Annotated in this window: 19 protein-coding genes; 17 read left to right on the top strand and 2 right to left on the bottom strand. The window is 53.9% G+C overall.

Annotated features, from left to right (window positions below; translation table 11 throughout):
• Nucleotides 1-109 precede the first annotated feature (109 nt).
• From OGV94_RS24355 to OGV94_RS24285, 15 genes are all read left to right on the top strand, one after another.
• Nucleotides 110-640 carry a Csu type fimbrial protein gene (locus OGV94_RS24355; protein WP_003833507.1) on the top strand — a complete coding sequence of 177 codons (531 nt, stop codon included), beginning with the start codon at nucleotides 110-112 and terminating at the stop codon, nucleotides 638-640.
• A gap of 14 nt (nucleotides 641-654) precedes the next feature.
• On the top strand, nucleotides 655-1377 hold the full coding sequence (locus tag OGV94_RS24350; protein ID WP_087052781.1) for a fimbrial biogenesis chaperone: 723 nt from the start codon (nucleotides 655-657) through the stop codon (nucleotides 1375-1377).
• Nucleotides 1378-1432: 55 nt separating this feature from the next.
• Nucleotides 1433-3718: a fimbria/pilus outer membrane usher protein gene (locus OGV94_RS24345; protein WP_047410675.1), complete on the top strand. Its 2286-nt coding sequence runs from the start codon at nucleotides 1433-1435 to the stop codon at nucleotides 3716-3718.
• Nucleotides 3719-3731: 13 nt separating this feature from the next.
• Nucleotides 3732-4700 (top strand): Csu type fimbrial protein, encoded by a 969-nt coding sequence (locus tag OGV94_RS24340; protein ID WP_047410671.1) that lies wholly within the window; start codon nucleotides 3732-3734, stop codon nucleotides 4698-4700.
• A gap of 322 nt (nucleotides 4701-5022) precedes the next feature.
• On the top strand, nucleotides 5023-6297 hold the full coding sequence (locus tag OGV94_RS24335) for a Glu/Leu/Phe/Val family dehydrogenase (RefSeq protein WP_043016080.1): 1275 nt from the start codon (nucleotides 5023-5025) through the stop codon (nucleotides 6295-6297).
• A 327-nt stretch (nucleotides 6298-6624) separates the two neighbouring features.
• Nucleotides 6625-7695, top strand: coding sequence for a dihydroxyacetone kinase subunit DhaK (dhaK, locus tag OGV94_RS24330; protein WP_047410647.1), 1071 nt, complete (start codon nucleotides 6625-6627; stop codon nucleotides 7693-7695).
• 11 nt (nucleotides 7696-7706) lie between these two features.
• Nucleotides 7707-8339, top strand: a complete 633-nt coding sequence (gene dhaL / locus OGV94_RS24325) for a dihydroxyacetone kinase subunit DhaL (protein WP_043016078.1) — start codon at nucleotides 7707-7709, stop codon at nucleotides 8337-8339.
• Nucleotides 8340-8349: 10 nt separating this feature from the next.
• Nucleotides 8350-9780 (top strand): dihydroxyacetone kinase phosphoryl donor subunit DhaM, encoded by a 1431-nt coding sequence (gene dhaM, locus OGV94_RS24320; protein ID WP_200007157.1) that lies wholly within the window; start codon nucleotides 8350-8352, stop codon nucleotides 9778-9780.
• A 172-nt stretch (nucleotides 9781-9952) separates the two neighbouring features.
• Nucleotides 9953-11671 carry an alpha,alpha-trehalase gene (locus OGV94_RS24315; protein WP_286524612.1) on the top strand — a complete coding sequence of 573 codons (1719 nt, stop codon included), beginning with the start codon at nucleotides 9953-9955 and terminating at the stop codon, nucleotides 11669-11671.
• 208 nt (nucleotides 11672-11879) lie between these two features.
• Nucleotides 11880-12902 carry an ABC transporter substrate-binding protein gene (locus tag OGV94_RS24310; protein ID WP_286524609.1) on the top strand — a complete coding sequence of 341 codons (1023 nt, stop codon included), beginning with the start codon at nucleotides 11880-11882 and terminating at the stop codon, nucleotides 12900-12902.
• Between the two features lie 26 nt (nucleotides 12903-12928).
• Nucleotides 12929-13888 (top strand): FecCD family ABC transporter permease, encoded by a 960-nt coding sequence (locus OGV94_RS24305; RefSeq protein WP_370867277.1) that lies wholly within the window; start codon nucleotides 12929-12931, stop codon nucleotides 13886-13888.
• A complete protein-coding gene (locus tag OGV94_RS24300; RefSeq protein WP_087052774.1) occupies nucleotides 13885-14646 on the top strand; it encodes an ABC transporter ATP-binding protein in 762 nt (253 codons plus the stop codon). The genes OGV94_RS24305 and OGV94_RS24300 overlap by 4 nt, the downstream gene beginning before the upstream one ends.
• Nucleotides 14647-14655: 9 nt before the next feature.
• A complete protein-coding gene (locus OGV94_RS24295) occupies nucleotides 14656-15468 on the top strand; it encodes a class I SAM-dependent methyltransferase (protein WP_286524602.1) in 813 nt (270 codons plus the stop codon).
• Nucleotides 15465-16322, top strand: a complete 858-nt coding sequence (gene modD, locus OGV94_RS24290) for a ModD protein (RefSeq protein WP_286518105.1) — start codon at nucleotides 15465-15467, stop codon at nucleotides 16320-16322. The genes OGV94_RS24295 and modD overlap by 4 nt, the downstream gene beginning before the upstream one ends.
• 22 nt (nucleotides 16323-16344) lie before the next feature.
• Nucleotides 16345-18315: a TonB-dependent receptor plug domain-containing protein gene (locus tag OGV94_RS24285; protein WP_047410626.1), complete on the top strand. Its 1971-nt coding sequence runs from the start codon at nucleotides 16345-16347 to the stop codon at nucleotides 18313-18315.
• A 562-nt stretch (nucleotides 18316-18877) separates the two neighbouring features.
• Here OGV94_RS24285 and OGV94_RS24280 read toward each other — a convergent pair.
• Nucleotides 18878-19132 carry a GlsB/YeaQ/YmgE family stress response membrane protein gene (locus OGV94_RS24280; RefSeq protein WP_003020908.1) on the bottom strand — a complete coding sequence of 85 codons (255 nt, stop codon included), beginning with the start codon at nucleotides 19130-19132 and terminating at the stop codon, nucleotides 18878-18880.
• 201 nt (nucleotides 19133-19333) lie between these two features.
• Here OGV94_RS24280 and ycgR point away from each other — a divergent pair, with 201 nt between their 5' ends.
• Nucleotides 19334-20068, top strand: a complete 735-nt coding sequence (ycgR, locus tag OGV94_RS24275; RefSeq protein WP_286524600.1) for a flagellar brake protein YcgR — start codon at nucleotides 19334-19336, stop codon at nucleotides 20066-20068.
• 11 nt (nucleotides 20069-20079) lie between these two features.
• Here the strand turns inward: ycgR and emtA are convergent, their stop codons facing one another.
• Nucleotides 20080-20691 carry a membrane-bound lytic murein transglycosylase EmtA gene (emtA, locus tag OGV94_RS24270; RefSeq protein ID WP_016153365.1) on the bottom strand — a complete coding sequence of 204 codons (612 nt, stop codon included), beginning with the start codon at nucleotides 20689-20691 and terminating at the stop codon, nucleotides 20080-20082.
• A gap of 98 nt (nucleotides 20692-20789) precedes the next feature.
• Between emtA and ldcA the strand changes: the two genes are divergently transcribed.
• Nucleotides 20790-21704 (top strand): muramoyltetrapeptide carboxypeptidase, encoded by a 915-nt coding sequence (gene ldcA / locus OGV94_RS24265; protein ID WP_087050933.1) that lies wholly within the window; start codon nucleotides 20790-20792, stop codon nucleotides 21702-21704.
• The last annotated feature ends 56 nt before the right edge of the window (nucleotides 21705-21760 follow it).

Below are 21760 nucleotides of genomic sequence, written 5' to 3'. Positions count from 1 at the left end.
TCAACTGGCGTACGCCTAATACTTATTCTAGGGTTAAATTATGTCTTCTTGTGCCACATTATTGTTTTTCTAAAGTAATAAATGTGGTTATTTGAAAAAGGTAAAGGATATGGCTCTAGTCTTAGACAAACGCTTAATTCTTTGTTGCTGCGCCTTTTCCATTATATCAGTGGCAAATGCAGCAACCGTTAACGGAACATTTCAGGTGCTGATGACGATTCAGAAGGCCTGTACCGTAACTGCTGGTTCGGCTTCAAATATCACGCTTGGTCCGGTGAATACCACGGCGACAAATACCAGTGCAAGCAACACTATTTCAATTAATTGCTCAAAAACCACGCCCTATTTTATCGGCCTGGCACCGTCGGCTGCCAATGGAGGGACGACGACGGGCTCAGGCGCCATGTCCTCTGTGGCTAACGCTGCCACCAATACCGACAAAGTGCCCTATCAGCTAAATCGCACGTCAGCAACAGGTCCGGTGTGGGGAAATACCGCCACCGACACCGCGCCTGGAAATGGCGTAGCGGCGACGGGGACCGGTCTGGCGCAAACCTATACTGTTTATGCCACCGCACCGAGCGCCAACTTCACTCCTGACGACTATGCCGACACGGTAACGGTTAACGTTAACTACTAACTTCAGGAAGCCACATGAAAGTAAAACTGCCTGTTCAGCAGTGTGCCTGCGCATGCCTGTTAGGGATGGTGGCGAGCGTTAACCCCGCCGCCGCCAGCGGGCTGCAAATAGCCCCGGTTACATTAACGTTGCAAGCAACGCAAAATGCCGATGGTATCTGGCTGAGTAACGCAGGTGAAAATGTGCTCAACGCCCAGGTTCGGGTTTTTCGCTGGAGCCAGAGCGCTTATGACGACAAACTTTCTCCCTCTCAGGGGCTGGTCATTAGCCCGCCGATGCTGGCATTAGCCCCTGGAGAACGTCAGTTGATTCGTGTTATTCGCACAAGCCCTCCCTCGGCGCATGCCGAAGACGCTTATCGTTTGTCGATAGATGAGTTGCCGCCTGCAAAAGTAGAAAAAAATAAGCTTCAGTTTGTGCTGCATTATTCCGTTCCCGTTTTCATTCAACCGACATCAGCGGCACAAACGCAGGCAAAACTGCAATGGAAATTACAACAACTGAATGGCAAAAAATTTATTGAAGTCAGCAATCAGGGAAATGGGCATGCGCAATTATCCGCTGCAACATTTATAAGCCCTGACGGTGCTAAAAAAGTCATAACACCCGGACTATTAGGCTACGTTTTACCCGGCTCAACAATGCGCTGGATAGTCTCCCCGTCGGCCAGTAATAATCATTATGGCGGGAAAGTTGAAGTCACAATCAATGGCCAAAAAACAGTACAAGATCTGTAACAGATCCTGGCTTCTGGTGAAATATTGCTTTCTCAATGGAGTATTAATTTCGGGAATGGTTTGCGCACAAACGCTGAATAATAACCAGAACGAAAATAGTGTTATTAATAGCACTTCGCAGATTACGGGGGTCGATTTGTATCTCGACGTCACCTTAAATGGAAATCCCGTTGGGCTGGTACATTTTGGCTACGATAATGGAAAGCTTTATGCGGGAGCAGATACCCTGCGTAAAATGGGGTTCCGCTTTGCTCCAGATGCCACTAACGCCGTCTGCCTGAATGATATCCCCCAGCTAACCATTGACTACAACGTTCAATTGCAAACGCTCTCGCTTACTGTGCCACTCAGTTCACTCGATCTTGCGACCACGCAGCTTAACTCGCCCACTGAAACCTCGCCAACGGCGACAACATCACGCGGGGCGCTCCTCAATTATGATATCTATACCCAACAGGGGGATGAAAGTGCAATCAACACTTTCAGTGAACTTCGCGCCTTCAATGCTGCCGGCGTGCTCAGCACCACCCAGTTGACGCAGTACTCCACCGAGGAATATGCCGATAACAGCTTTGAGCGCCTCGACACCAGTTGGCGTACGTCATTTCCTGATTCGATGTTGGCGCTCACCGTTGGCGATACCCTGACAAGTTCACTCATCTGGTCCCGACCGACGCGTATCGGCGGTATTCAGATAGGAACCGATTTTGGTTTGCAGCCCTATAAGCCAACCACCCCGCTCCCTGCATATCTGGGATCCGCGACGTTGCCGTCAAACGTTGAGCTGTACGTGGACGGCGTCAGGTACTACAACGGAGAAGTCCCCGCAGGTAGTTTTCAGATTAACACCATGCCTAACATCAGCGGCGCGGGTACGGGTCAGGTAATGATGACGGACGCACTGGGCAGAACGAGCGTACAAAATTTCTCGTTCTACAACGATCAGCAACTCCTGCGGGAAGGATTAACTGCCTGGTCGGCTGAATTGGGCACGGTACGCGAAAATTATGGTTACTCCTCTTTTGATTATGCCAGCGCACCGGTATTGAGCGCTACGTGGCGCCGCGGGTTTAGCAATACGTTCACCGCCGGGACTCATACGGAAACCAGCGATGGACTGATTAACGCGGGCTTCAGTAACGACTGGATCCCGGGAACCCGCAGCGGCACGTTTTCGACCTCACTTGCCGCAAGTACCGACTCAGGAAAGAACGGGTTTTTGTACAGTTTTGGTTACCGTTGGTCCGGTGAACGGTTTAATTTCAGTACCAGTACCACGGCAACTTCCGGCGATTATCGCGATGTCGCCACCCATTACGGTGAGCCGCCACCGACGCTTAACAGCAACACAGTCATTGGCTATTCATTCGAAGCTGCCGGTAATGTCAGCCTGAGCTACCTGCAGTTTCGTTATCCACATGAAAATGCGGTGCGCTACGCCAACGCCAGCTGGTTTAAATCTGTTACAGACAACATCTCACTGAATGCCGGATTCAATCAGAACATTGACGATAACCGCGATCGCAGTCTCTATTTGATGGTGACGATCGCTACCGACAACAATCTGAGCGCCAGCAGCACCCTACAACGTACCAACGATGAAACCGGCTACCAGCTCAACGCCAGCCTGACGCCTCCTGCCGACGGTGGGTGGGGCTGGAATCTGGCCGCCAGTCAGCAGGCTTCCCGGCAAAGTGGCCAGGGCGAAGTGGGATATCTGGGGCGTTATGGTAAAGCGTACGCAGGATTTAGCCGTTTACCCGATAACCATTATGGTTATGCAGGCGCAACCGGATCGCTGGTGGCCATGGGAGGCGGCTTGTTTGCAGCAAGAGAAATCAATAATGGTTTTGCCGTCGTATCAACTGACGGTGTACCTGATGTTCCGGTCAAATTGCAAAATAACCTGATTGGTCGCAGCGACGACCAGGGGCTACTGCTGGTCACGCCCCTCAACAGTTATCAAAAAAACCTGATTAGTATTGACCCAATGGATCTCCCCGCCAATATGCGGATTGCACGCGTTGAGACGAACGCAACGCCTGCCGATCGTTCCGGTACTCTGGTTAGCTTTGGCATCACTCCCGTACGCGCTGCGCAGGTCATCCTCGTCGACAATCAGGGTAAACCAATTCCCGAAGGCAGCATGGCATACGCCGTCAGCACTACGGGCCAGTCGTCTGTCGTTGGTTTTGATGGGATGACCTGGTTCGACACGCTGGAGCAGCACAATACGCTGCGCGTTGATACGGACACCGGCAGTTGTCGCGTGCAATTTGACTATCCCGCGTCAGCAAAAGGGATTGTGCAAATAGGCCCACTGGTTTGCCGATCATACTAACAGGAGTGCGCTCATGAGGTTAAGACATCTGTTACTCATCGCTGCCGTTCTCTTTTTCCCGGCGATCGGTCATGCGGTAACCTGCTCGGTGAGCAACGTGCAGCCCATAAATTTGGGTTCAGTCAATCCGTTGTCTGCGACAGGCGCAACGTCATCAATGACGTTCAATTACACCTGCGCCAAAGAACTTGGCGACACGCTGGCTGGGATCAATCTCTGTTTTAATATTGGCGCCTCAGCTGTCAGTGGCCAGGTTACCCCGCGAAATATGTCGTTAAGCGGTACGCCTGCCAGAACACTGGCATACCAGCTATACCAGGATGCCGGGCGCACCAGGGTATGGGGGAGCCAGTATCAGTCGGGAACAACTTTTCCCATGGTACAGCTTAGCCTGCTGAATCTGACGCCGGTAACGGGTTCACTGACGGTATCAGCGCAGATCGTCACGCCACAAACTTCAGCCGTCCCCGGAAGCTATCAGGATAGCTATACGACGGCGACAGCCCTCGTCACCCTCAATCCCGGATTACTTTTCCCGCCGACCACCTGTGGCGATACCGTTGCCGCCAGGCTTCCTTTCACCGTATCGGCGACTGTCAGCAAGCAGTGCAATATCACCTCTGCAACCGATATTAGCTTTGCACCAACCAGAGCGACCGGGCGTAACCTTACGGCGTCAAATACCGTGGGCGTAGCATGTTCCAATAACACGCCTTACACCATCGGCCTTCAGCCCTCCAACGGCAATACGGCAGGCAGCGGCGTGATGGCGGGCACGGGGTCAAATACGGATAAAGTCCCCTATCAACTTAGTTCGACTCCGGGACCGTCCGGCACGATCTGGGGCAATACATCACTCAATACCGTCGCGGGCAACGGTACGGGGACAACCACAACCTACCCGGTTTATGCCACCGTTCCCAGCGCGAACTACACACCAGACAACTATGCCGATACTGTCACCATCGCAGTGACCTACTGACGCGCAGCTTAATAGCAATAAAGCAAACACATTTTATTATCATATTATTTACTTTTAGAGGTGCGTCATAAATCTGACAAATTACAATTTTTACAATTCACGCATATTAAGTCATACAAAACGCAAAATAACCGCGATATCGCCACAACAGAAGAATAACTATTCACACTCAAACCAAAGCCCACACTATTCATGCCGATAAGTCGTGTTGGCCAGGCAGGCTGTTCCATGAAAAAAATGTTAAATTTAAGTTTATATGGTGAGATTCACTGTATACCACGGCCAAATTAAGAACATATTACTTTTATAACTAAGGTTTATCATGGATAAGTTATCTTACGCTTCAGATAGCAGCACATCTGCCTGGAATACCTACCTGCAACAAATCGAGCGTGTGGCCCCTTACCTGGGCGAACTTTCCCATTGGGTGGATACCCTGCGCCACCCAAAACGCGCGCTGATTGTCGATATCCCGGTGCAGATGGATGACGGCTCTATCCGTCATTTTGAAGGGTATCGCGTGCAACATAACCTCTCCCGCGGTCCGGGCAAAGGCGGTGTGCGTTATCATCCTGATGTTGATCTTAATGAAGTGATGGCCCTGTCCGCATGGATGACCATCAAATGCGCGGCGTTAAACCTGCCGTACGGCGGCGCTAAAGGTGGCGTGCGCGTCGATCCGTTCTCGCTGTCCGAAGGGGAACTGGAGCGTTTAACCCGCCGTTATACCAGTGAAATTGGTATTATCATTGGGCCGCAGAAAGACATTCCTGCGCCGGATGTAGGTACTAACGGAAAGGTCATGGCCTGGATGATGGATACCTACTCCATGAACCACGGCACCACCGTGACCAGCGTGGTCACCGGTAAACCTATTCACCTCGGCGGCTCGTTAGGCCGTGATAAAGCCACCGGTCGCGGCGTTTTCGTCAGCGGTCTGGAAGTCGCTCGTCGTGCGAACATTGAAGTTGAAGGCGCTCGCGTGGCGGTACAAGGTTTTGGTAACGTCGGCAGCGAAGCCGCCCGCCTGTTCGCCGCAGCGGGTGCGCGTGTAGTCGCGATTCAGGATCACACCGCAACGCTGTTTAACTCAACGGGTATTGATATGGCCGCGTTGTCTGCCTGGCAGTTAGAGCACAAGCAGATTGCCGGTTTCCCGGGCGCTGAGACCATCGCCAGCGAAGCCTTCTGGAGCCTGGAGATGGATATTCTGATCCCGGCCGCACTCGAAGGCCAGATCACCCGTCACCGCGCGGAAACGCTGACCTGTAAACTGGTACTCGAAGGTGCCAATGGACCGACCTATCCGGACGCCGACGACGTTCTGGCCAGCCGCGGTATCGTCGTTGTTCCTGACGTTGTTTGTAACGCCGGCGGCGTAACCGTCAGCTATTTCGAATGGGTTCAGGACATGGCAAGCTTCTTCTGGAGCGAAGAAGAGATCAACAATCGCATGGACAAAATCATGACCGATGCGATGGTGCATGTGTGGGAAAAAGCAGCAGAGAAATCCTGCTCCCTGCGTACCGCTGCCTACATTGTTGCCTGTGAACGCATTCTGCTGGCACGAAAAGATCGCGGAATTTATCCGGGCTAAGGCTGGATCTTTTCCTGTGCATAAACCACCTGCCTCGCAGGTGGTTTTTTTTCAGCAAAATCTGGCGTGTAACTGTTCTTCCACCTAACACTGCCCAACATCTCATTTTCGCTGATTTTCGCATCATCACGTTTCAATATGGAACAATAGTTGGTGGTGACGTTTCGTAATGAAACGCTCCGCGCAACAATTTTCTTTTACAAACCCATGTGCAAAATTACCTTATCGGCAGCGAGCGGTCGCCGTGACGTTGTACAAACCGATACCCTACATCAGATGCCTGCCCGAAGCTGGCAGCCATCCAGGACTGTCTGCGGAGCATAAATAATGAAAAAATTGATCAACCGTGTTGAAGACGTACTGAATGAACAACTCGCCGGACTGGCGAAAGCTTACCCCTCCCTGGCACTGCATCAGGACCCCGTGTATGTCACCCGTGCAGATGCGCCGGTGATGGGCAAAGTGGCGCTACTTTCCGGCGGCGGCAGCGGACACGAGCCTATGCATTGCGGCTTCATTGGTCAGGGCATGCTCTCTGGCGCCTGTCCGGGTGAGATTTTTACCTCACCCACGCCGGATAAAATGTTCGAATGCGCTATGCAAATTGATGGCGGCGAAGGCGTGCTGCTGATAATCAAAAATTACACCGGCGACATTCTTAATTTCGAAACCGCTACCGAGCTGCTGCACGAAAGCGGTGTCAAAGTCACCACCATGGTGGTAGATGACGACGTAGCGGTGAAAGACAGTCTGTATACCGCTGGGCGACGTGGTGTGGCCAATACCGTATTGATCGAAAAACTGGTCGGCGCGGCCGCCGAACGCGGTGACTCACTGGAAGCCTGTGCGGCGCTGGGTCGTAAGCTGAACAACCAGGGCCACTCCATTGGCATAGCCATTGGCGCCTGTACCGTTCCGGCCGCCGGACAACCTTCGTTCACGTTGCAGGATAACGAAATGGAGTTTGGCGTAGGTATCCACGGGGAACCAGGCATAGACCGCCGCGCCTTCTCCTCTCTCGATCAGACCGTTGATGAAATGTTCGATACTCTACTTGAAAACGGCAACTACAGCCGTACGCTGCGCCACTGGGACAACGTCCAGGGCGCGTGGCAGGAAGGTAAAGAAAGCAAACGAGCGTTGCAAAGCGGCGATCGCGTCATTGCGCTGGTTAATAATCTCGGCGCGACGCCGCTGTCAGAACTGTTCGGCGTGTATAACCGCCTCGAAAGCCGTTGCCAGGATGCAGGCATCATCATTGAGCGCAACCTGATCGGCTCTTACTGTACCTCTTTGGATATGACCGGCTTCTCAATCACCCTGTTACAGGTGGATGACGAAACGCTGAGCTTATGGGATGCGCCGGTTCACACCCCTGCTCTCAACTGGGGTAAATAAGGAGATTCATGATGTCCCTCAACAGAACGCAAATTGTTAACTGGCTCTATCGTTGCGGTGAGATCTTCACCACCGAAAGTGATTTTCTCACCGGACTTGACCGGGAGATCGGCGATGCCGACCACGGTCTGAACATGCACCGCGGATTTAGCAAAGTAGTCGAAAAGCTGCCGTCCATCGCCGATAAAGACATCGGTTTTATTTTGAAAAACACCGGTATGGTGCTGCTCTCAAGCGTCGGCGGAGCCAGTGGCCCGCTGTTTGGCACCTTTTTTATCCGCGCCGCCCAGGTGACTCAGGCTCATCAAAGCCTGACGCTTGAAGAGCTGTATCAAATGATTCGTGATGGCGCAGAAGGTGTGGTTAGCCGTGGGAAGGCTGAACCTGGCGACAAAACCATGTGCGATGTCTGGCTGCCGGTTGTGGAATCTTTACGCCAGTCCTGCGAACAGAAACTGAGCGTACAGGCGGCGCTGGAAGCGGCAAGCCAGCAAGCGGAAGCCGCAGCGCAAAGCACCATCACCATGCAGGCCCGTAAAGGCCGTGCCAGCTATCTTGGTGAGCGCAGCATTGGGCATCAGGATCCTGGCGCAACGTCCGTAATGTTTATGATGCAAATGCTGGCTCAGGCGTCCAGAGAGTAAGGATAAAGCGATGGTAAACCTGGTTATTGTTTCTCACAGCGCCCAACTGGGCGAAGGCGTCGGCGCGCTGGCCCGGCAGATGTTAATGGGTGATGGTTGCAAAATCGCCATTGCCGCAGGCATTGACGATCCTGAAAATCCGATTGGCACCGATCCGATTAAGGTGATGGAAGCCATCGAGTCCGTGGCCGATACGGATCACGTGCTGGTGATGATGGATATCGGTAGTGCGTTACTGAGTGCGGAAACCGCACTGGAACTGCTCGACCCTAACATTGCCGCCAGAGTGCGGCTGTGTGCCGCGCCGCTGGTTGAAGGCACGTTAGCCGCGACGGTTAGCGCCGCCGCGGGCGCTGACGTCGAGCGGGTCATCCGTGACGCCATGAACGCCCTTGACGCCAAATGTGAGCAACTGGGTTTACCTTCGTCATCCACCGCAAAACCGACATCGGCTGAATTTGCGCCGGATGCAAATGCTCATTCAGTTGCCATTGTGGTGAAAAACCCCAACGGCATCCACGTTCGTCCCGCTTCACGGCTGGTTTCCACACTGTCTGGCTTTAACGCCGACATGTGGCTGGAGAAAAATGGCAAGTGCGTGGTCCCAGATAGCCTGAACCAAATAGCTCTGCTGCAGGTGCGTTGTAACGACACGCTGCGCCTGATTGCCAAGGGTGAACAGGCTGAGGATGCGTTGGCCGCATTTAAACAGCTGGCGGCTGAGAATTTCGGTGAATCGCTTGAGCCCGTACATGCTGATAACGTAGCGACTCACGTCCCCTCACTGGCAACGGGGACGGCATTTTGTTACACGCCGTACTCACCACAGGTAAGCCTGCAGCCTGCAGCATCATTGCAGACTGAGCAGCAGCAATTACGGGCCGCCATTCAAAGCACGCTGAATGACTTAAATGCGTTAACCGCACTTGCCGAAGAGAAATATTCCGCCGATATCGCCGCGATTTTCTCCGGTCATCACACGTTGTTAGACGATCCTGAACTGTTTGATATGGCCTGCGGCGTAATGAGTGAAAAGCAGTGCAGCGCCGCCTGGGCATGGCATCAGGTGTTAAGCGAACTCAGCCAGCAGTATTTACAGCTCGACGATCCCTACCTGCAGGCGCGGTACATCGATATTGAAGATTTATTATCTCGTTCTCTTCAGCATTTGACGGGAGAGACCGAGCAAATTCCCGCGTTCATCCGCCCCACTATTCTGGTCGCTGATGTCATTTATCCGTCTACGGTGCTGCAACTGGATCCGAAGGCCATCAAAGGCGTCTGTCTGCGGGACGGCAGCGAGGCGTCCCACCCGGCGATTATCGCCCGCGCAATGGGTCTGTGCTGGCTGTGCCAGCAGGGTGATGTTGTCGATAGCATCAAGATGGGTGACACTCTGACCCTTGACGGCGTGGCGAAGCGGATAATCCTCGCGGGCTGAGGCCATTTGCACGCCCTTTCCCGATAAAGGGTGTGCATCGTTTCTAATCGCGTCGGGAAATGTCTGTTTATTCGCAAAATGGGGAGCCGATCACGCGCAACGGCCGATCCTGAACTAAGGTTTTCTCATGGTAAATGCCGCTACTTCGGCACACCGCTAAGGAGATTAACCGATGATAACGCCAGCAACTCGCCATCCTGGCCTGCTCTCTGTTGCGATAAAACTGACGCTCGCAAGCACCTTTTTTGCCCTTTCCTCTTTTGCCGCCAACGCCGAGGACGCGCCAGCCGCTACGCCTCAACCGCCTGATATTCTGCTTGGCCCTCTGTTTAACGATGTACAAACGGCCAAACTGTTTCCTGACCAGAAAACCTTTGCAGACGCGGTGCCCAACAGCGATCCATTAATGATCCTTGCCGATTACCGGATGCAGAAAAATCAGTCCGGATTCGACCTACGCCATTTTGTGCAAGTAAATTTCACCTTGCCGAAAGAAGGCGAGAAATACGTCCCCCCGGCAGGGCAATCATTACGCGAACATATTGACGGACTGTGGCCGGTACTCACTCGTTCGACAACCGACGCAGAAAAATGGGACTCGCTGTTGCCGCTCCCGGAGCCGTATGTGGTGCCGGGCGGGCGTTTTCGCGAAATCTATTATTGGGACAGCTATTTCACCATGCTGGGGCTTGCCGAGAGCAATCACTGGGATAAGGTCTCCGACATGGTGGCAAACTTCGCTTACGAGATTGATTCCTGGGGACATATTCCTAACGGTAACCGTACCTATTATCTGAGCCGTTCTCAGCCGCCGTTCTTTGCCTTTATGGTTGAACTGCTGGCGCAGCACGACGGGAATGACGCGTTGAAAAAATACCTCCCGCAGATGCTCAAAGAGTACAGCTACTGGATGGAAGGCGTCGAAACGCTCCAGCCCGGTCAGCAAAATAAGCGCGTGGTTAAACTGGATGACGGCACCATTTTGAACCGCTACTGGGATGACCGCGATACGCCTAGGCCAGAGTCCTGGGTGGAAGATATCGCCACTGCCAAAAGCAACCCGAACCGACCTTCCACCGAAATCTACCGCGATCTGCGCTCTGCCGCCGCGTCTGGTTGGGACTTTAGTTCCCGCTGGATGGATAACCCCAGTCAGCTTGGCACTCTGCGCACCACCAGCATCGTTCCGGTCGATCTCAATGCGCTGATGTTCAAAATGGAAAAGATGATCGCCCTCGCCAGCAAAGCCGCCGGTGATGACGCCAAAGCTGCTCAATATGAAGATTTGGCCAATGCCCGACAAAAAGGGATCGAAAAACACCTGTGGAACGACAAAGAAGGCTGGTATGCCGATTACGATCTGAAGAGCCACAAAGTACGCAACCAACTGACTGCCGCCGCCCTGTTCCCGCTGTATGTTAATGCGGCGGCTAAAGATCGCGCCGGTAAAGTCGCCACGGCAACCCAGGCGCACCTGTTGCAACCTGGCGGTCTGGCTACTACATCGGTGAAAAGCGGCCAGCAGTGGGATGCACCCAACGGCTGGGCCCCGCTCCAGTGGGTCGCAGCATCCGGGTTACAGAATTACGGTCAGGATAACGTCGCCATGGACGTAACCTGGCGATTCCTCACCAATGTTCAGCACACCTACGATCGCGAGAAAAAGCTGGTTGAGAAGTATGACGTGAGCACCACAGGCACAGGCGGTGGTGGCGGTGAATATCCGTTGCAGGATGGTTTCGGCTGGACCAATGGCGTAACGCTGAAAATGCTCGACCTGATTTGCGCCAAAGATAAACCCTGTGACAGCGTACCCGCATCACGACCAACCCCAGCAAGTGCCAGTACTCCCCCAGCCAAACCTAAAAAACAGACTCAACCGACGCCTTAAGGTCATTACCTGAGCCGTTTTACGCCCTGAATCCGCGCTATGCCGCGGATTTTTTCTGTCTTATTTTCCGCCATTTAAGCTGTCTCTATGCCCCCTAGCCCTTATGGGGTATCCGGGGTTTTCATCCGTGAGAATTTGATTCTGAACATGTTTTTATTCGCTGTATATGTAAATATATAGCGAATTTGTAACCTTTAGGATACCGATAATGGCACTGACAAGACGGATGTTTGCCCAGCTTGTGGCATCTGCACTGCTGCTACGCCATCTTCCCGCATTGGCGCAAACGCCGCTAACCGTTGCCGTTGGAGGCACGCCAGGGCCGAATATAACCCAACGCGTGGTCAGCGCGGGGGCGCCCGCCGACATGCTGCTGCTGGCCGTTGCGCCGGAAAAACTAGTAGGGCTTTCCTCCTTTGATTTATCTCGCCAGACCGCCATCCCGTTCCACGATGATATTCGGGCATTGCCGAAACTGGGCAGGCTGGCAGGGCGCGCCAGTACCCTCTCACTTGAAGCGTTACTGGCGCTTAAACCCGACCTGGTTGTTGACTGCGGCAATGCCGATGAAACCTGGCTTTCTCAGGCCAGACAGGTGAGCGCGCAAACGCAAATTCCCTGGCTGTTGATTAACGGTGAACTGCGACGTACCCCGGAACAGTTACTCGCCGCCGGTGAAGCACTGGGAGTCGACTCGCGGGCCAGAGCTCAGGCCAGACTGGCTCGTCGGTTTATTGATGAAGCACTCGCGTTTTCCCACTCTTCCGGAGCAAAGCTGCGTTTTTATGCTGCGCGCGGCGCCAGAGGGCTTGAGACAGGGTTACAAGGTTCACTGCATACCGAAGCGTCAGAACTGCTGGGCTTACACAATGTGGCGCAAATCCCTGGGCGACAGGGACTCACGCAGGTTTCAATGGAAAATCTGCTGAGCTGGCAGCCCGATATTATTCTGGTGCAGGATGCGGTGACGGCGCAGTACCTGAGGGAAGATCAGGTCTGGCAAGGGGTTAAAGCGGTTGCCAACCAACGCATTCTGTTTCTCAGCGGTCTACCGTTTGGCTGGCTGGATGCGCCTCCTGGCATCAACCGTTTACTGGGATTACGCCGCCTGCACGCCTGGCTTGATCCTCAGGTTAACGCGAGCTTTAAAGCCGATATGCAGCGCTACAGCGAACTCTTCTGGCATACCACGCTAAGCGATGCACAGTATCAACGTCTGGTGGCTGTCTGATGAAAACATCTACCCTCGGTTTTCTGATGATTGCTGCGGTGGTGCTTTGCGCGAGCGTCGCCGCGGTCTCTGGTGCTTATCGCCTGGATGCACAGCAGGTCGTGAATCTTATTGCCGGTACAGATAGCGTCCCGATGCAGGACAAAATCGTCTTCTGGCAAATCCGTCTGCCGCGCATTCTGGCTGCATTGCTGCTTGGCGCGGCGCTGGCAGGCGCAGGAACCACCTATCAGGGCATGTTCCGCAACCCGCTAGTCTCGCCGGATATCCTCGGCGTGGCGGCGGGTGCCGGTTTAGGTGCCTGTACGGCAATCCTGTTCGGATTACCGATCCTGTTTATTCAACTGTATGCGTTCACGGGCGGTTTATTCGTGGTCGCCGGTGTCTGGTTGATTACCCGGCGAGTCAAGCGCCACGACCCGGTTTTAACGCTGGTTCTGGTCGGGATTGCGCTGGGTACGGTATGTGGCGCGGGGATTTCACTCATCAAAACGCTGGCCGACCCGTATACCCAACTCCCGTCTATCACCTTCTGGCTGCTTGGCGGTTTATCGACGATCACTTCGCACGATCTGTGGTTCTCGGCACCGCTGATCTTCGCAGGACTGGTCCCGCTATTGCTGCTGCGCTGGCGCATGAACCTGCTCACCCTGTCGGATGATGAAGCACGATCGCTTGGGATCAACGTCTCCCGATTGCGACTGGGACTGATCGTCTGCGCAACGTTAATTACCGCCTGTACCGTCGCCATCGCGGGCATCATCGGCTGGATTGGACTGGTTGTGCCGCACATTGGCAGACTCATCAGTGGCAATAACCATCAGCAGTTGCTCCCCGTGTCCATGGGGATCGGCGCCATTTTGCTGCTGCTTACCGATACCCTCGCCCGTACGCTGAGCAGCACGGAAATTCCGCTGGGGATCCTGACTGCATTTATTGGGGCGCCGTTCTTTTTGCTGCTTTTGCTGCGGGGAAACCGGTCATGACGCTATTAATCGTGCGCCACGCGTCGCTGGGGTACCACAGTCAACAGCCCGTGTTACGCGATGTCTCATTTCAGGTTTCGCCCGGCTCCGTCTGTTGTCTGATTGGCGCCAACGGCAGTGGAAAAACGACCCTGATGCGCACCATTCTCGGGGTTCTTCCGCCGCTTCACGGTGACATTCTTCTTGATGGCATCGCGGTGAATCATCTCAACGATCGGCAACGCGCCGCGGCCATCGCCTGGGTTCCTCAGGCGCATGACGGCGCATTTGCCTTTAGCGCGCTGGACATGGTGATGATGGGACTGGCCCCGCAACTGGCGGCATTTGCGGTTCCCGGGGCTAAAGAACATGAAATTGCCCATCAACAGCTGGCGATGCTGGGGATCTCTCACCTGGCGTCTCGACGCTGGAACACACTGAGCGGCGGAGAGCGGCAGTTGGTGTTAATTGCCCGCGCGTTGGCGCAACGTCCGCGCCTTTTATTGCTGGATGAACCTGCTTCCAGTCTGGATTTTGGGCATCAAATCCGCCTGCTCGACACGTTGGTGACGCTGAAAAATTCGGGTATGGCCCTGCTGATGTCGACCCATCACCCGCTGCATGCCCGGGCAATTGCCGACAGCGTGGTACGCGTCGAGCCAGACGGTGAAGTGTCGCAGGGACGTCCTGAATACCAGCTCGCCGCCGATCGTCTGGCTGAATTGTATCGCGTTACACCGTCACAAATTGCTCACCACCTCTTTGGCTCACATAATTAAGGGATAGGAATGCTCATTGACGACATTGATTTTGCCGATCTTTACCGTAAACAGTTACAACTGGCGAACAGAACCGAGAAAAAGCCGGAGCACTGGGATAAACGTGCGGAAAAAATGGCGGAGAATTGCGCCTCATTAACCGACAGCTATCTGCTGCTGCTGTTGGGGAAGATCGACCTGAAAGGCGCAGAGTCGCTGTTTGATATGGGCTGCGGGCCCGGTACGGTCTCGCTGGCGCTGGCTAAAAAGATGCCAATAATTTACGGCGTAGATTACAGTCAGGGAATGCTGAGCGTAGCTGCCCGCCGCGCCGTACAAATGAATGCCCATCACGTACAGTGGGTGCAGCGGGCCTGGGAAGAGCACTGGGATGATTTACCCCAGTGCGATATCGCCGTCGCCTCGCGCTCCACGCTGGTTGCCGATATGCGCCAGGCGATGACCAAACTGAATAATCAGGCCCGGCTGCGGGTTTATACCACTCATCTCGTCAGTTCATCTTTCGTTTCTCCCACCATTCAACGTGCGCTGGGCCGCGAAGTGATTGAGCTTCCCAACTATATCTATGCGCTTAATGTCCTGTATCAGATGGGGATCCACGCGCACGTTGATTTTATCCGCGGACCCAACTGCCAGCAGGACAACAGCACCTGGACACGTTTTCTCGAAAACGTGCGCTGGAGTATGGGGGAGCTCAGCGCCGACGAGATCGAACGTCTGGAAACCTGGTATCAGCGGCAGGATCCTCGCGCGATTGCCCCCGCCAGTCGTGACTGGGCGCTTATCTGGTGGGACAGCGTTCCGCGGGAGGCGCTGAGATGATCTACTTTTCGCAGGCGCAAACCGACGCGCTGCTGCTGGAAGATATTCAGGGCGGGGATCTGACCACCCGCGCGCTGGGTATCGGCGCGCAACCTGGCGTAATGGCGTTTTACCATCGCCAGGGCGGATGCGTTAGCGGCACCGCCGTTGCCAGACAAATGCTCACCTCATTAGGTTTAACCGTCAGCGACGGGGTGGCCGATGGTGAACAGGTCAGCGCCGGACAGCAATTGATTCGCGCGCACGGAAATGCGGCGGCGCTGCACCAGGGTTGGAAAGCGGTACAAAATGTCCTGGAGTGGAGCTGCGGGGTTTCGGGCTATCTTGAGAGCATGTTGAGCCAACTACGCCAACGCTATCCTGATGGGCAGATTGCCTGCACCCGCAAAGCCATTCCCGGCACGCGTTTGTTGGCGACTCAGGCAATACTCGCCGCCGGGGGCATTATCCATCGCGGAGGATGCGCCGAGACGGTACTGTTGTTCGCTAATCACCGCCGTTTTCTTACCAATTCAAACGACTGGACAGGCGCGATTGCGCGCTTACGCAGCCATGCGCCAGAAAAAAAGATCGTCGTCGAAGCGGATACGCCAGCTGAAGCATTAGCCGCGCTACGTGCCGCCCCCGATGTTCTGCAACTCGACAAATTTACCCCTGAGCAGGCAACAGAAATTGCCCGTCTGGCCCCTTCTCTGGCCCCCCATTGCACGCTGGCGCTGACTGGCGGCATTACCCTCGCCTCGCTGGCGAGTTATCTCGACTGTGGCATCAGACTTTTCATCACTTCCGCGCCTTACTACGCTCCGCCTGCGGATATCAAAGTTAGCCTGAGCCCGGACACACGTGGCATATAACATTTATAAATGGACTAAAAGAATGAATTTCAACAAAAGTTGTCTTTACACAGCCCTGTCGTTTGCTTTCGCGCATAGTGCTTTTGCTGGGCAGGAAAGCGAAACCATGACCGTCTGGTCAAGCCCGGCCTCCGCGGCAACCACTACGGTTCTCGGCCAGGAAACGATCCAACAGCTGGATAAACAAAACGTGGCGCAGGCGCTGAGCGTCGTCCCCGGCGTAGTGCTGCAAAAATCAGGCAACCGTAATGAGCAGCAGGTAAAGGTGCGCGGGTTTGACAGCCGTCAGGTTCCCGTCTTTTTTGACGGTGTGCCGGTGTACATCCCCTATGACGGCAACCTCGATTTAGGCCGTTTCCTGACATCCGATATCGCTTCGGTTGAAGTCTCCAAAGGCTACTCGTCTCTGCTACAAGGGCCTAACCAGATGGGCGGCGCCATTAATATCACCACCAAAAAGCCCACCAAACCAATTGAAGGCAGCATTGGTTATCGTCAGGGCTGGAGTCGTAGCAAAGACAACGCCCACGATATGCACGCTTCATTTGGCGCCAGTAACGATCTGGGTTACATCCAGCTCAGCGGCAGCCAGCTGAAGCAGGATTTCCTTGGCTTACCGCACGGCGTGGACAATCCGGTTGCGGGCAGTCACGGCAAGATTGCCAACTCCTCCGCCGATGATAAACGCGGCATCGTGAAGCTGGGCTTTACCCCTCGCGGCGATGATGAGTATGTGCTGACCTATATTAATCAGGACGGTGAAAAAGATAACCCACCGTACGCCGGAACCAGCAGTCAGAAATCACGCTACTGGCAATGGCCGCAGTACGATAAAGAGAGCTATTACTATCAGGGAACTACCCATCTGGGCGACCGTTTTACCCTGAAAAGCCGTCTGTATCGCGATACTTTTGAAAATACGCTGATGATGTATAACTCGCTTGCCGATCTGAAAAATAAGAAAGGCAGCTATAGCCATTATTCGGACTACAGCGATGGGGCTGGCCTGCAGCTCGCTGCGGATATGCGTGAAAACGATCTGCTCTCTTTCGCCGTAAACTGGAAGGATGATGTTCACCGCGAGAAAGGGGCGCCGAATGCGGCTTACGACCGTTACGAAGACCGTACCTGGTCTGTTGCCAGTGAATACCAGTGGGCAGCCGCGGACAATGTCGATGTGGTGGCGGGAATAAGCTATGACTGGCGCGACAGTCTGGAAGGCATGAAACACGAGAAAAACGGCAGCGTCACTCACTACGATGACAACAATCAGTCGGCCTTTAACTGGCAGGTGATGACCAAATACCACTTTGAAAATTCAGACACACTGGCGCTGTCCTACTCTGACAGAACGCGCTTCCCAACGTTGAAAGAGCGCTACACGACCTCAAAACCGGCTTATAACCAGGTGGCGCTGGTCAATCCGCAGCTGAAACCGGAACGCGCCCGCAGCGTAGACCTGACCTGGAATGGTTCACTTAGCCAGAACTGGGGATTTGAAGCCAGCGTCTATTACAACCGCATCAGCGACGCGATTCTGTCGCACAACATTGATGCCGACACCATCCAGAATCAGAACAGTGGTCGGGTGGATTACACCGGCCTTGATGCCGGTGTTAAAGGTAAGGTCTTTGATATGCTGGACGTCGGGCTGAGCTATGGCCTTATCCATGCAGACGTCAAACGCAGCGACATCGGCAAAATAACCGATTTGCCGACGCAAACCCTGACCGCCTGGATGACGCTGAAACCGTGGGATCCGCTGAGCATTACGCTTTCTGAAGAAGCCCGCTCGTCGAGCTATAGCAATAGCGACGGCTCGCAGAAAGCCGCGGGTTTCGCCATTACCCATTTACGCGCTGACTACGCCATCGGTCACGGGTTTAGCGTTAACGCTTCGGTCAATAATCTGTTCGATACGCAGTACGTTTATAGTGAAGGATTTATTGAAGAAGGCCGCAATTACTGGGCGGGGATTGAGTATCAATTCTGATATAGCGATGCAGAGAAAAGGCCCCTCTCGGAGTAATGCTGTTCAGTTAACGCCTTAGTTTCAGAAAGTATCGCCTGTGTGGGTAGAAGTTATGAATATGCACTCTCAGATAAAGGGTTCCGTTCACCTCATATCCATAGTTTCTCTGAAACGCCGATTTCTGTGAACGTGTAAAGGGCGTTCTTCGCCACGCCCTTTACAATCCCGGCTCCCGGCGGGAAAATCGATGAGTCGTTGACGGCTGACCGGGTCTGTCCGCAGGGATGCGGACAGAGGGGACGGCCTAAGACGAATGACAAAATTGCCAGGAGCAATTTTGAACAGCGCTTGCGCTGGCCCCCAAGGGGTGAGCCCCAAGGATGGGGCGAATAATCGCGCAGCGACGATTTTCCCGCCGGGAGCCTGGGATGCAAGGGAAGTGGCGGCGAGCCTCCCTTGCACGTTCACGGGTGTCTGCGGTTCAGAGAAATGACACCGTTGAGGTGAACGGAACCCTGAGCAAGAATCACATGTTCACCTTACATGCTTAACTGAACGGCATTACCGCTCGGGGGCCGTTCGATTAATCTCGTCGTACAAGCCGGAAGACACCCAGCACGACAATCGCGCCGACCACGGCCACCAGGAAGCTGTGGAGATTAAACCCGCTGACATCGCCGCCGATACCAAACATCGTTGCCAGCCATCCACCGACCACAGCACCGACAACACCCAGAATACAGGTCAGGATAAATCCACCGCCATCGCGCCCCGGCATAATCAGTTTGGCGATAACCCCCGCAATCAGACCAAAAATAATCCAGGCAATAATTCCCATTTTCAGGCCCTCTTTCCAGTGAACGCACGCGCAAGACATTCCTGCGCCAGCCTTTAAAGTATAGGCAAACCATCGCTATATGCTGTTTTCACGCAGACTTAATTCATTGGCGTTGGTAAAAAATTTCATCCATTTGTATTAAGTTCCGTTGATTGATGCCGATAATCCAACGATAAACTAGGCATCCAGGAGTCATTAGGTGTGAGTAACTACAATGAGCAGTTCCTGAAGCAAAATCCGTTAGCGGTGTTAGGCGTACTCCGGGACTTAAATTCGCAGCAGGTTCCGCTGCGTATCTCCTGGGCGGGTGGCCAGTTCATCAGCAAAATATTGGCGGTCAACCCAGACGAACTGATCATGGATTTTGGCAGTCAGGAATACGAAAACCAGGCCGTGCAGCGTGCCAGCCAGATAACAATTATCGCCGAAACGCAGGGAGCCAAAGTGGAGTTCACCCTGCCACAGCTGAAAAAAGGCGAATACCAGCGACTACCCGCATTTATCTCATCGTTACCGCCTTCCCTGTGGTTCGTCCAGCGTCGGGAATATTTCCGCATCGGCGCTCCGCTGCATCCTCCCTATCGTTGTACGGTAAAAATGCCGGACAACAGCACACTCTGTTTTCGCTTATTCGATTTGTCGCTTGGCGGTATGGGCGGGCTGTTAGAAACGCCGAAACCAGAGGGGCTGGAAGAAGGCATGCGCTTCTCGCAGGTTGAACTGAACATGGAGCAATGGGGGGTGTATAACGTTGACGCTCAGCTTATTTCCATTAGCGAACGCAAAGTTATCGACAGTAAAAACGAAACCATTACCACTCCCCGCCTGAGCTTTCGTTTTCTCAACGTCGGCCCGGCGGTGGAGCGGAACTTACAGCGGATTATTTTTTCCCTTGAGCGCGAAGCCCGGGAAAAATCGAACAAAGTGCGCGATTAACATCACCTGAATTACATTACATCCAGCGCCTGCTGAAGCTTCCAGATATAGCGCGGAGCCTGCGGCGCCGGATGATTGTCCGCAACATGTTCAATAAATTCATCCGGACTGAGATCGTTGATCTTATTGATGGCTTTCTTCCTGTCGGAAGAGAACGTTCGCAGCAGTGCCCCCGCGCCGTTGGCGTACGATACCACCAGCGCATATTGCATCACCTGCGGATCTTCGATCCCGGCCAGCGGCCCGGTCTCCAGAATGCTCAGGTAGGCGGCCCCCATCGAGATATTGCGCTCAGGATTTTTCAATTCGCTGGTCGACGGTTCTCCGCTCCATCCCATACGACGATAAACATCGCGTCCTGAAGTAGAGGCTTTTAACTGCATCAGGCCGATCGCATTAGACTTACTGACCGCATTCGGGTTACCGCCTGATTCAATAGCGATGATGGCGGTAATCAATTGTGGACTGACACCCCAGGCCGCACCGGCTTTTTCGCTAATCGGCATCCATTGCATTGCGCGTTTAACCGGAACTTCAGCATTCCACGGCGGATTTTTGTAATCCTGTTTTGAACTACAGCCCGCAAGTAATACAACCAAAAAAGCAAACCATCTCAATTTCACGTCATCTATCCTTATAGCCGGAACCTGTCGCTGAGGTGACAACGACATACCTACGCGGCATGATATACATTTGGTTTTAGTTGTAGCAAGGAAATGCCATGTCCCGGTTTCACTTAATTGCCCCGTCGGGCTACTGTATCAACCAGCAGGCCGCCTTACGCGGGCTTGCGCGTCTTACTGAGGCCGGTCATCAGGTCGACAATTCAGCGGTTATTGCGCGCCGCAGCCAGCGTTTTGCGGGTACAGAAGCAGAGCGTCTGGCTGATGTGAACTCGCTGGTAAATCTGAAAACGCCCGATACCATTGTGATGGCGGTACGCGGCGGCTATGGCGCGAGCCGTTTACTGGAAGATATTGACTGGCAGGCGCTGGCGGACCGCCAGCAACACAACCCGCTGCTGCTGTGCGGGCACAGCGATTTTACGGCGATCCAGTGTGGTCTGCTGGCGCAGGGGAATGTGATTAGCTTCAGCGGCCCGATGCTGGCGGCTAACTTCGGCGCCGAGGAGATGAACGCATTCACCGAGCACCATTTCTGGCAGGCTCTGCGCAATGCCCAATTCACCCTCGAATGGCAGGGTAACGGCCCGGCGTGTGCGACAGAAGGGACGCTATGGGGCGGAAACCTGGCGATGCTTATTTCGCTGATGGGTACGCCGTGGATGCCGGCTATCAAAAACGGCGTTTTGGTGCTGGAAGATATTAACGAGCATCCGTTTCGCATTGAGCGCATGCTGCTGCAACTGTATCACGCGGGAATACTGGCCCAGCAAAACGCCATTATCCTCGGCAGTTTTAGCGGCAGCGCGCCTAATGATTACGACGCAGGTTACAATCTTGATTCAGTTTGTGATTTTCTGCGCGCCAGGCTGGCGGTTCCGTTGATCGACGGCCTTGATTTTGGCCATGAACAACGCACTGTCACCCTGCCTTTGGGAGCCAGAGCGATGCTGAAAAACGATAAAAACGGCACTCAGCTCACTATTAGTGGGCATCCGGTATTAAAATCGTAAAAAAAGCGGTTAAGAGGGCTAAGTAAAACGCTGTTTCTGTCGTTAATATGTTAGGG

Origin of the sequence: Citrobacter sp. Ce006 (assembly GCF_030336535.1) — a bacterium.
Lineage (GTDB): Bacteria > Pseudomonadota > Gammaproteobacteria > Enterobacterales > Enterobacteriaceae > Citrobacter > Citrobacter europaeus.
This window is presented reverse-complemented; position numbering and strand designations above follow the sequence as displayed.

What these genes read in the sequence shown, in the direction of transcription:
- dhaK (WP_047410647.1), top strand. Translation starts at nt 6,625, where the DNA reads ATGAAAAAATTGATCAACCGTGTTGAAGACGTACTGAATGAACAACTC.
- OGV94_RS24340 (WP_047410671.1), top strand. Translation starts at nt 3,732, where the DNA reads ATGAGGTTAAGACATCTGTTACTCATCGCTGCCGTTCTCTTTTTCCCG.
- OGV94_RS24345 (WP_047410675.1), top strand. Translation starts at nt 1,433, where the DNA reads ATGGTTTGCGCACAAACGCTGAATAATAACCAGAACGAAAATAGTGTT.
- OGV94_RS24310 (WP_286524609.1), top strand. Translation starts at nt 11,880, where the DNA reads ATGGCACTGACAAGACGGATGTTTGCCCAGCTTGTGGCATCTGCACTG.
- OGV94_RS24295 (WP_286524602.1), top strand. Translation starts at nt 14,656, where the DNA reads ATGCTCATTGACGACATTGATTTTGCCGATCTTTACCGTAAACAGTTA.
- OGV94_RS24280 (WP_003020908.1), bottom strand. Translation starts at nt 19,132, where the DNA reads ATGGGAATTATTGCCTGGATTATTTTTGGTCTGATTGCGGGGGTTATC.
- OGV94_RS24355 (WP_003833507.1), top strand. Translation starts at nt 110, where the DNA reads ATGGCTCTAGTCTTAGACAAACGCTTAATTCTTTGTTGCTGCGCCTTT.
- OGV94_RS24305 (WP_370867277.1), top strand. Translation starts at nt 12,929, where the DNA reads ATGATTGCTGCGGTGGTGCTTTGCGCGAGCGTCGCCGCGGTCTCTGGT.
- OGV94_RS24350 (WP_087052781.1), top strand. Translation starts at nt 655, where the DNA reads ATGAAAGTAAAACTGCCTGTTCAGCAGTGTGCCTGCGCATGCCTGTTA.
- OGV94_RS24300 (WP_087052774.1), top strand. Translation starts at nt 13,885, where the DNA reads ATGACGCTATTAATCGTGCGCCACGCGTCGCTGGGGTACCACAGTCAA.
- OGV94_RS24285 (WP_047410626.1), top strand. Translation starts at nt 16,345, where the DNA reads ATGAATTTCAACAAAAGTTGTCTTTACACAGCCCTGTCGTTTGCTTTC.
- OGV94_RS24335 (WP_043016080.1), top strand. Translation starts at nt 5,023, where the DNA reads ATGGATAAGTTATCTTACGCTTCAGATAGCAGCACATCTGCCTGGAAT.
- ldcA (WP_087050933.1), top strand. Translation starts at nt 20,790, where the DNA reads ATGTCCCGGTTTCACTTAATTGCCCCGTCGGGCTACTGTATCAACCAG.
- dhaM (WP_200007157.1), top strand. Translation starts at nt 8,350, where the DNA reads ATGGTAAACCTGGTTATTGTTTCTCACAGCGCCCAACTGGGCGAAGGC.
- OGV94_RS24315 (WP_286524612.1), top strand. Translation starts at nt 9,953, where the DNA reads ATGATAACGCCAGCAACTCGCCATCCTGGCCTGCTCTCTGTTGCGATA.
- modD (WP_286518105.1), top strand. Translation starts at nt 15,465, where the DNA reads ATGATCTACTTTTCGCAGGCGCAAACCGACGCGCTGCTGCTGGAAGAT.
- dhaL (WP_043016078.1), top strand. Translation starts at nt 7,707, where the DNA reads ATGTCCCTCAACAGAACGCAAATTGTTAACTGGCTCTATCGTTGCGGT.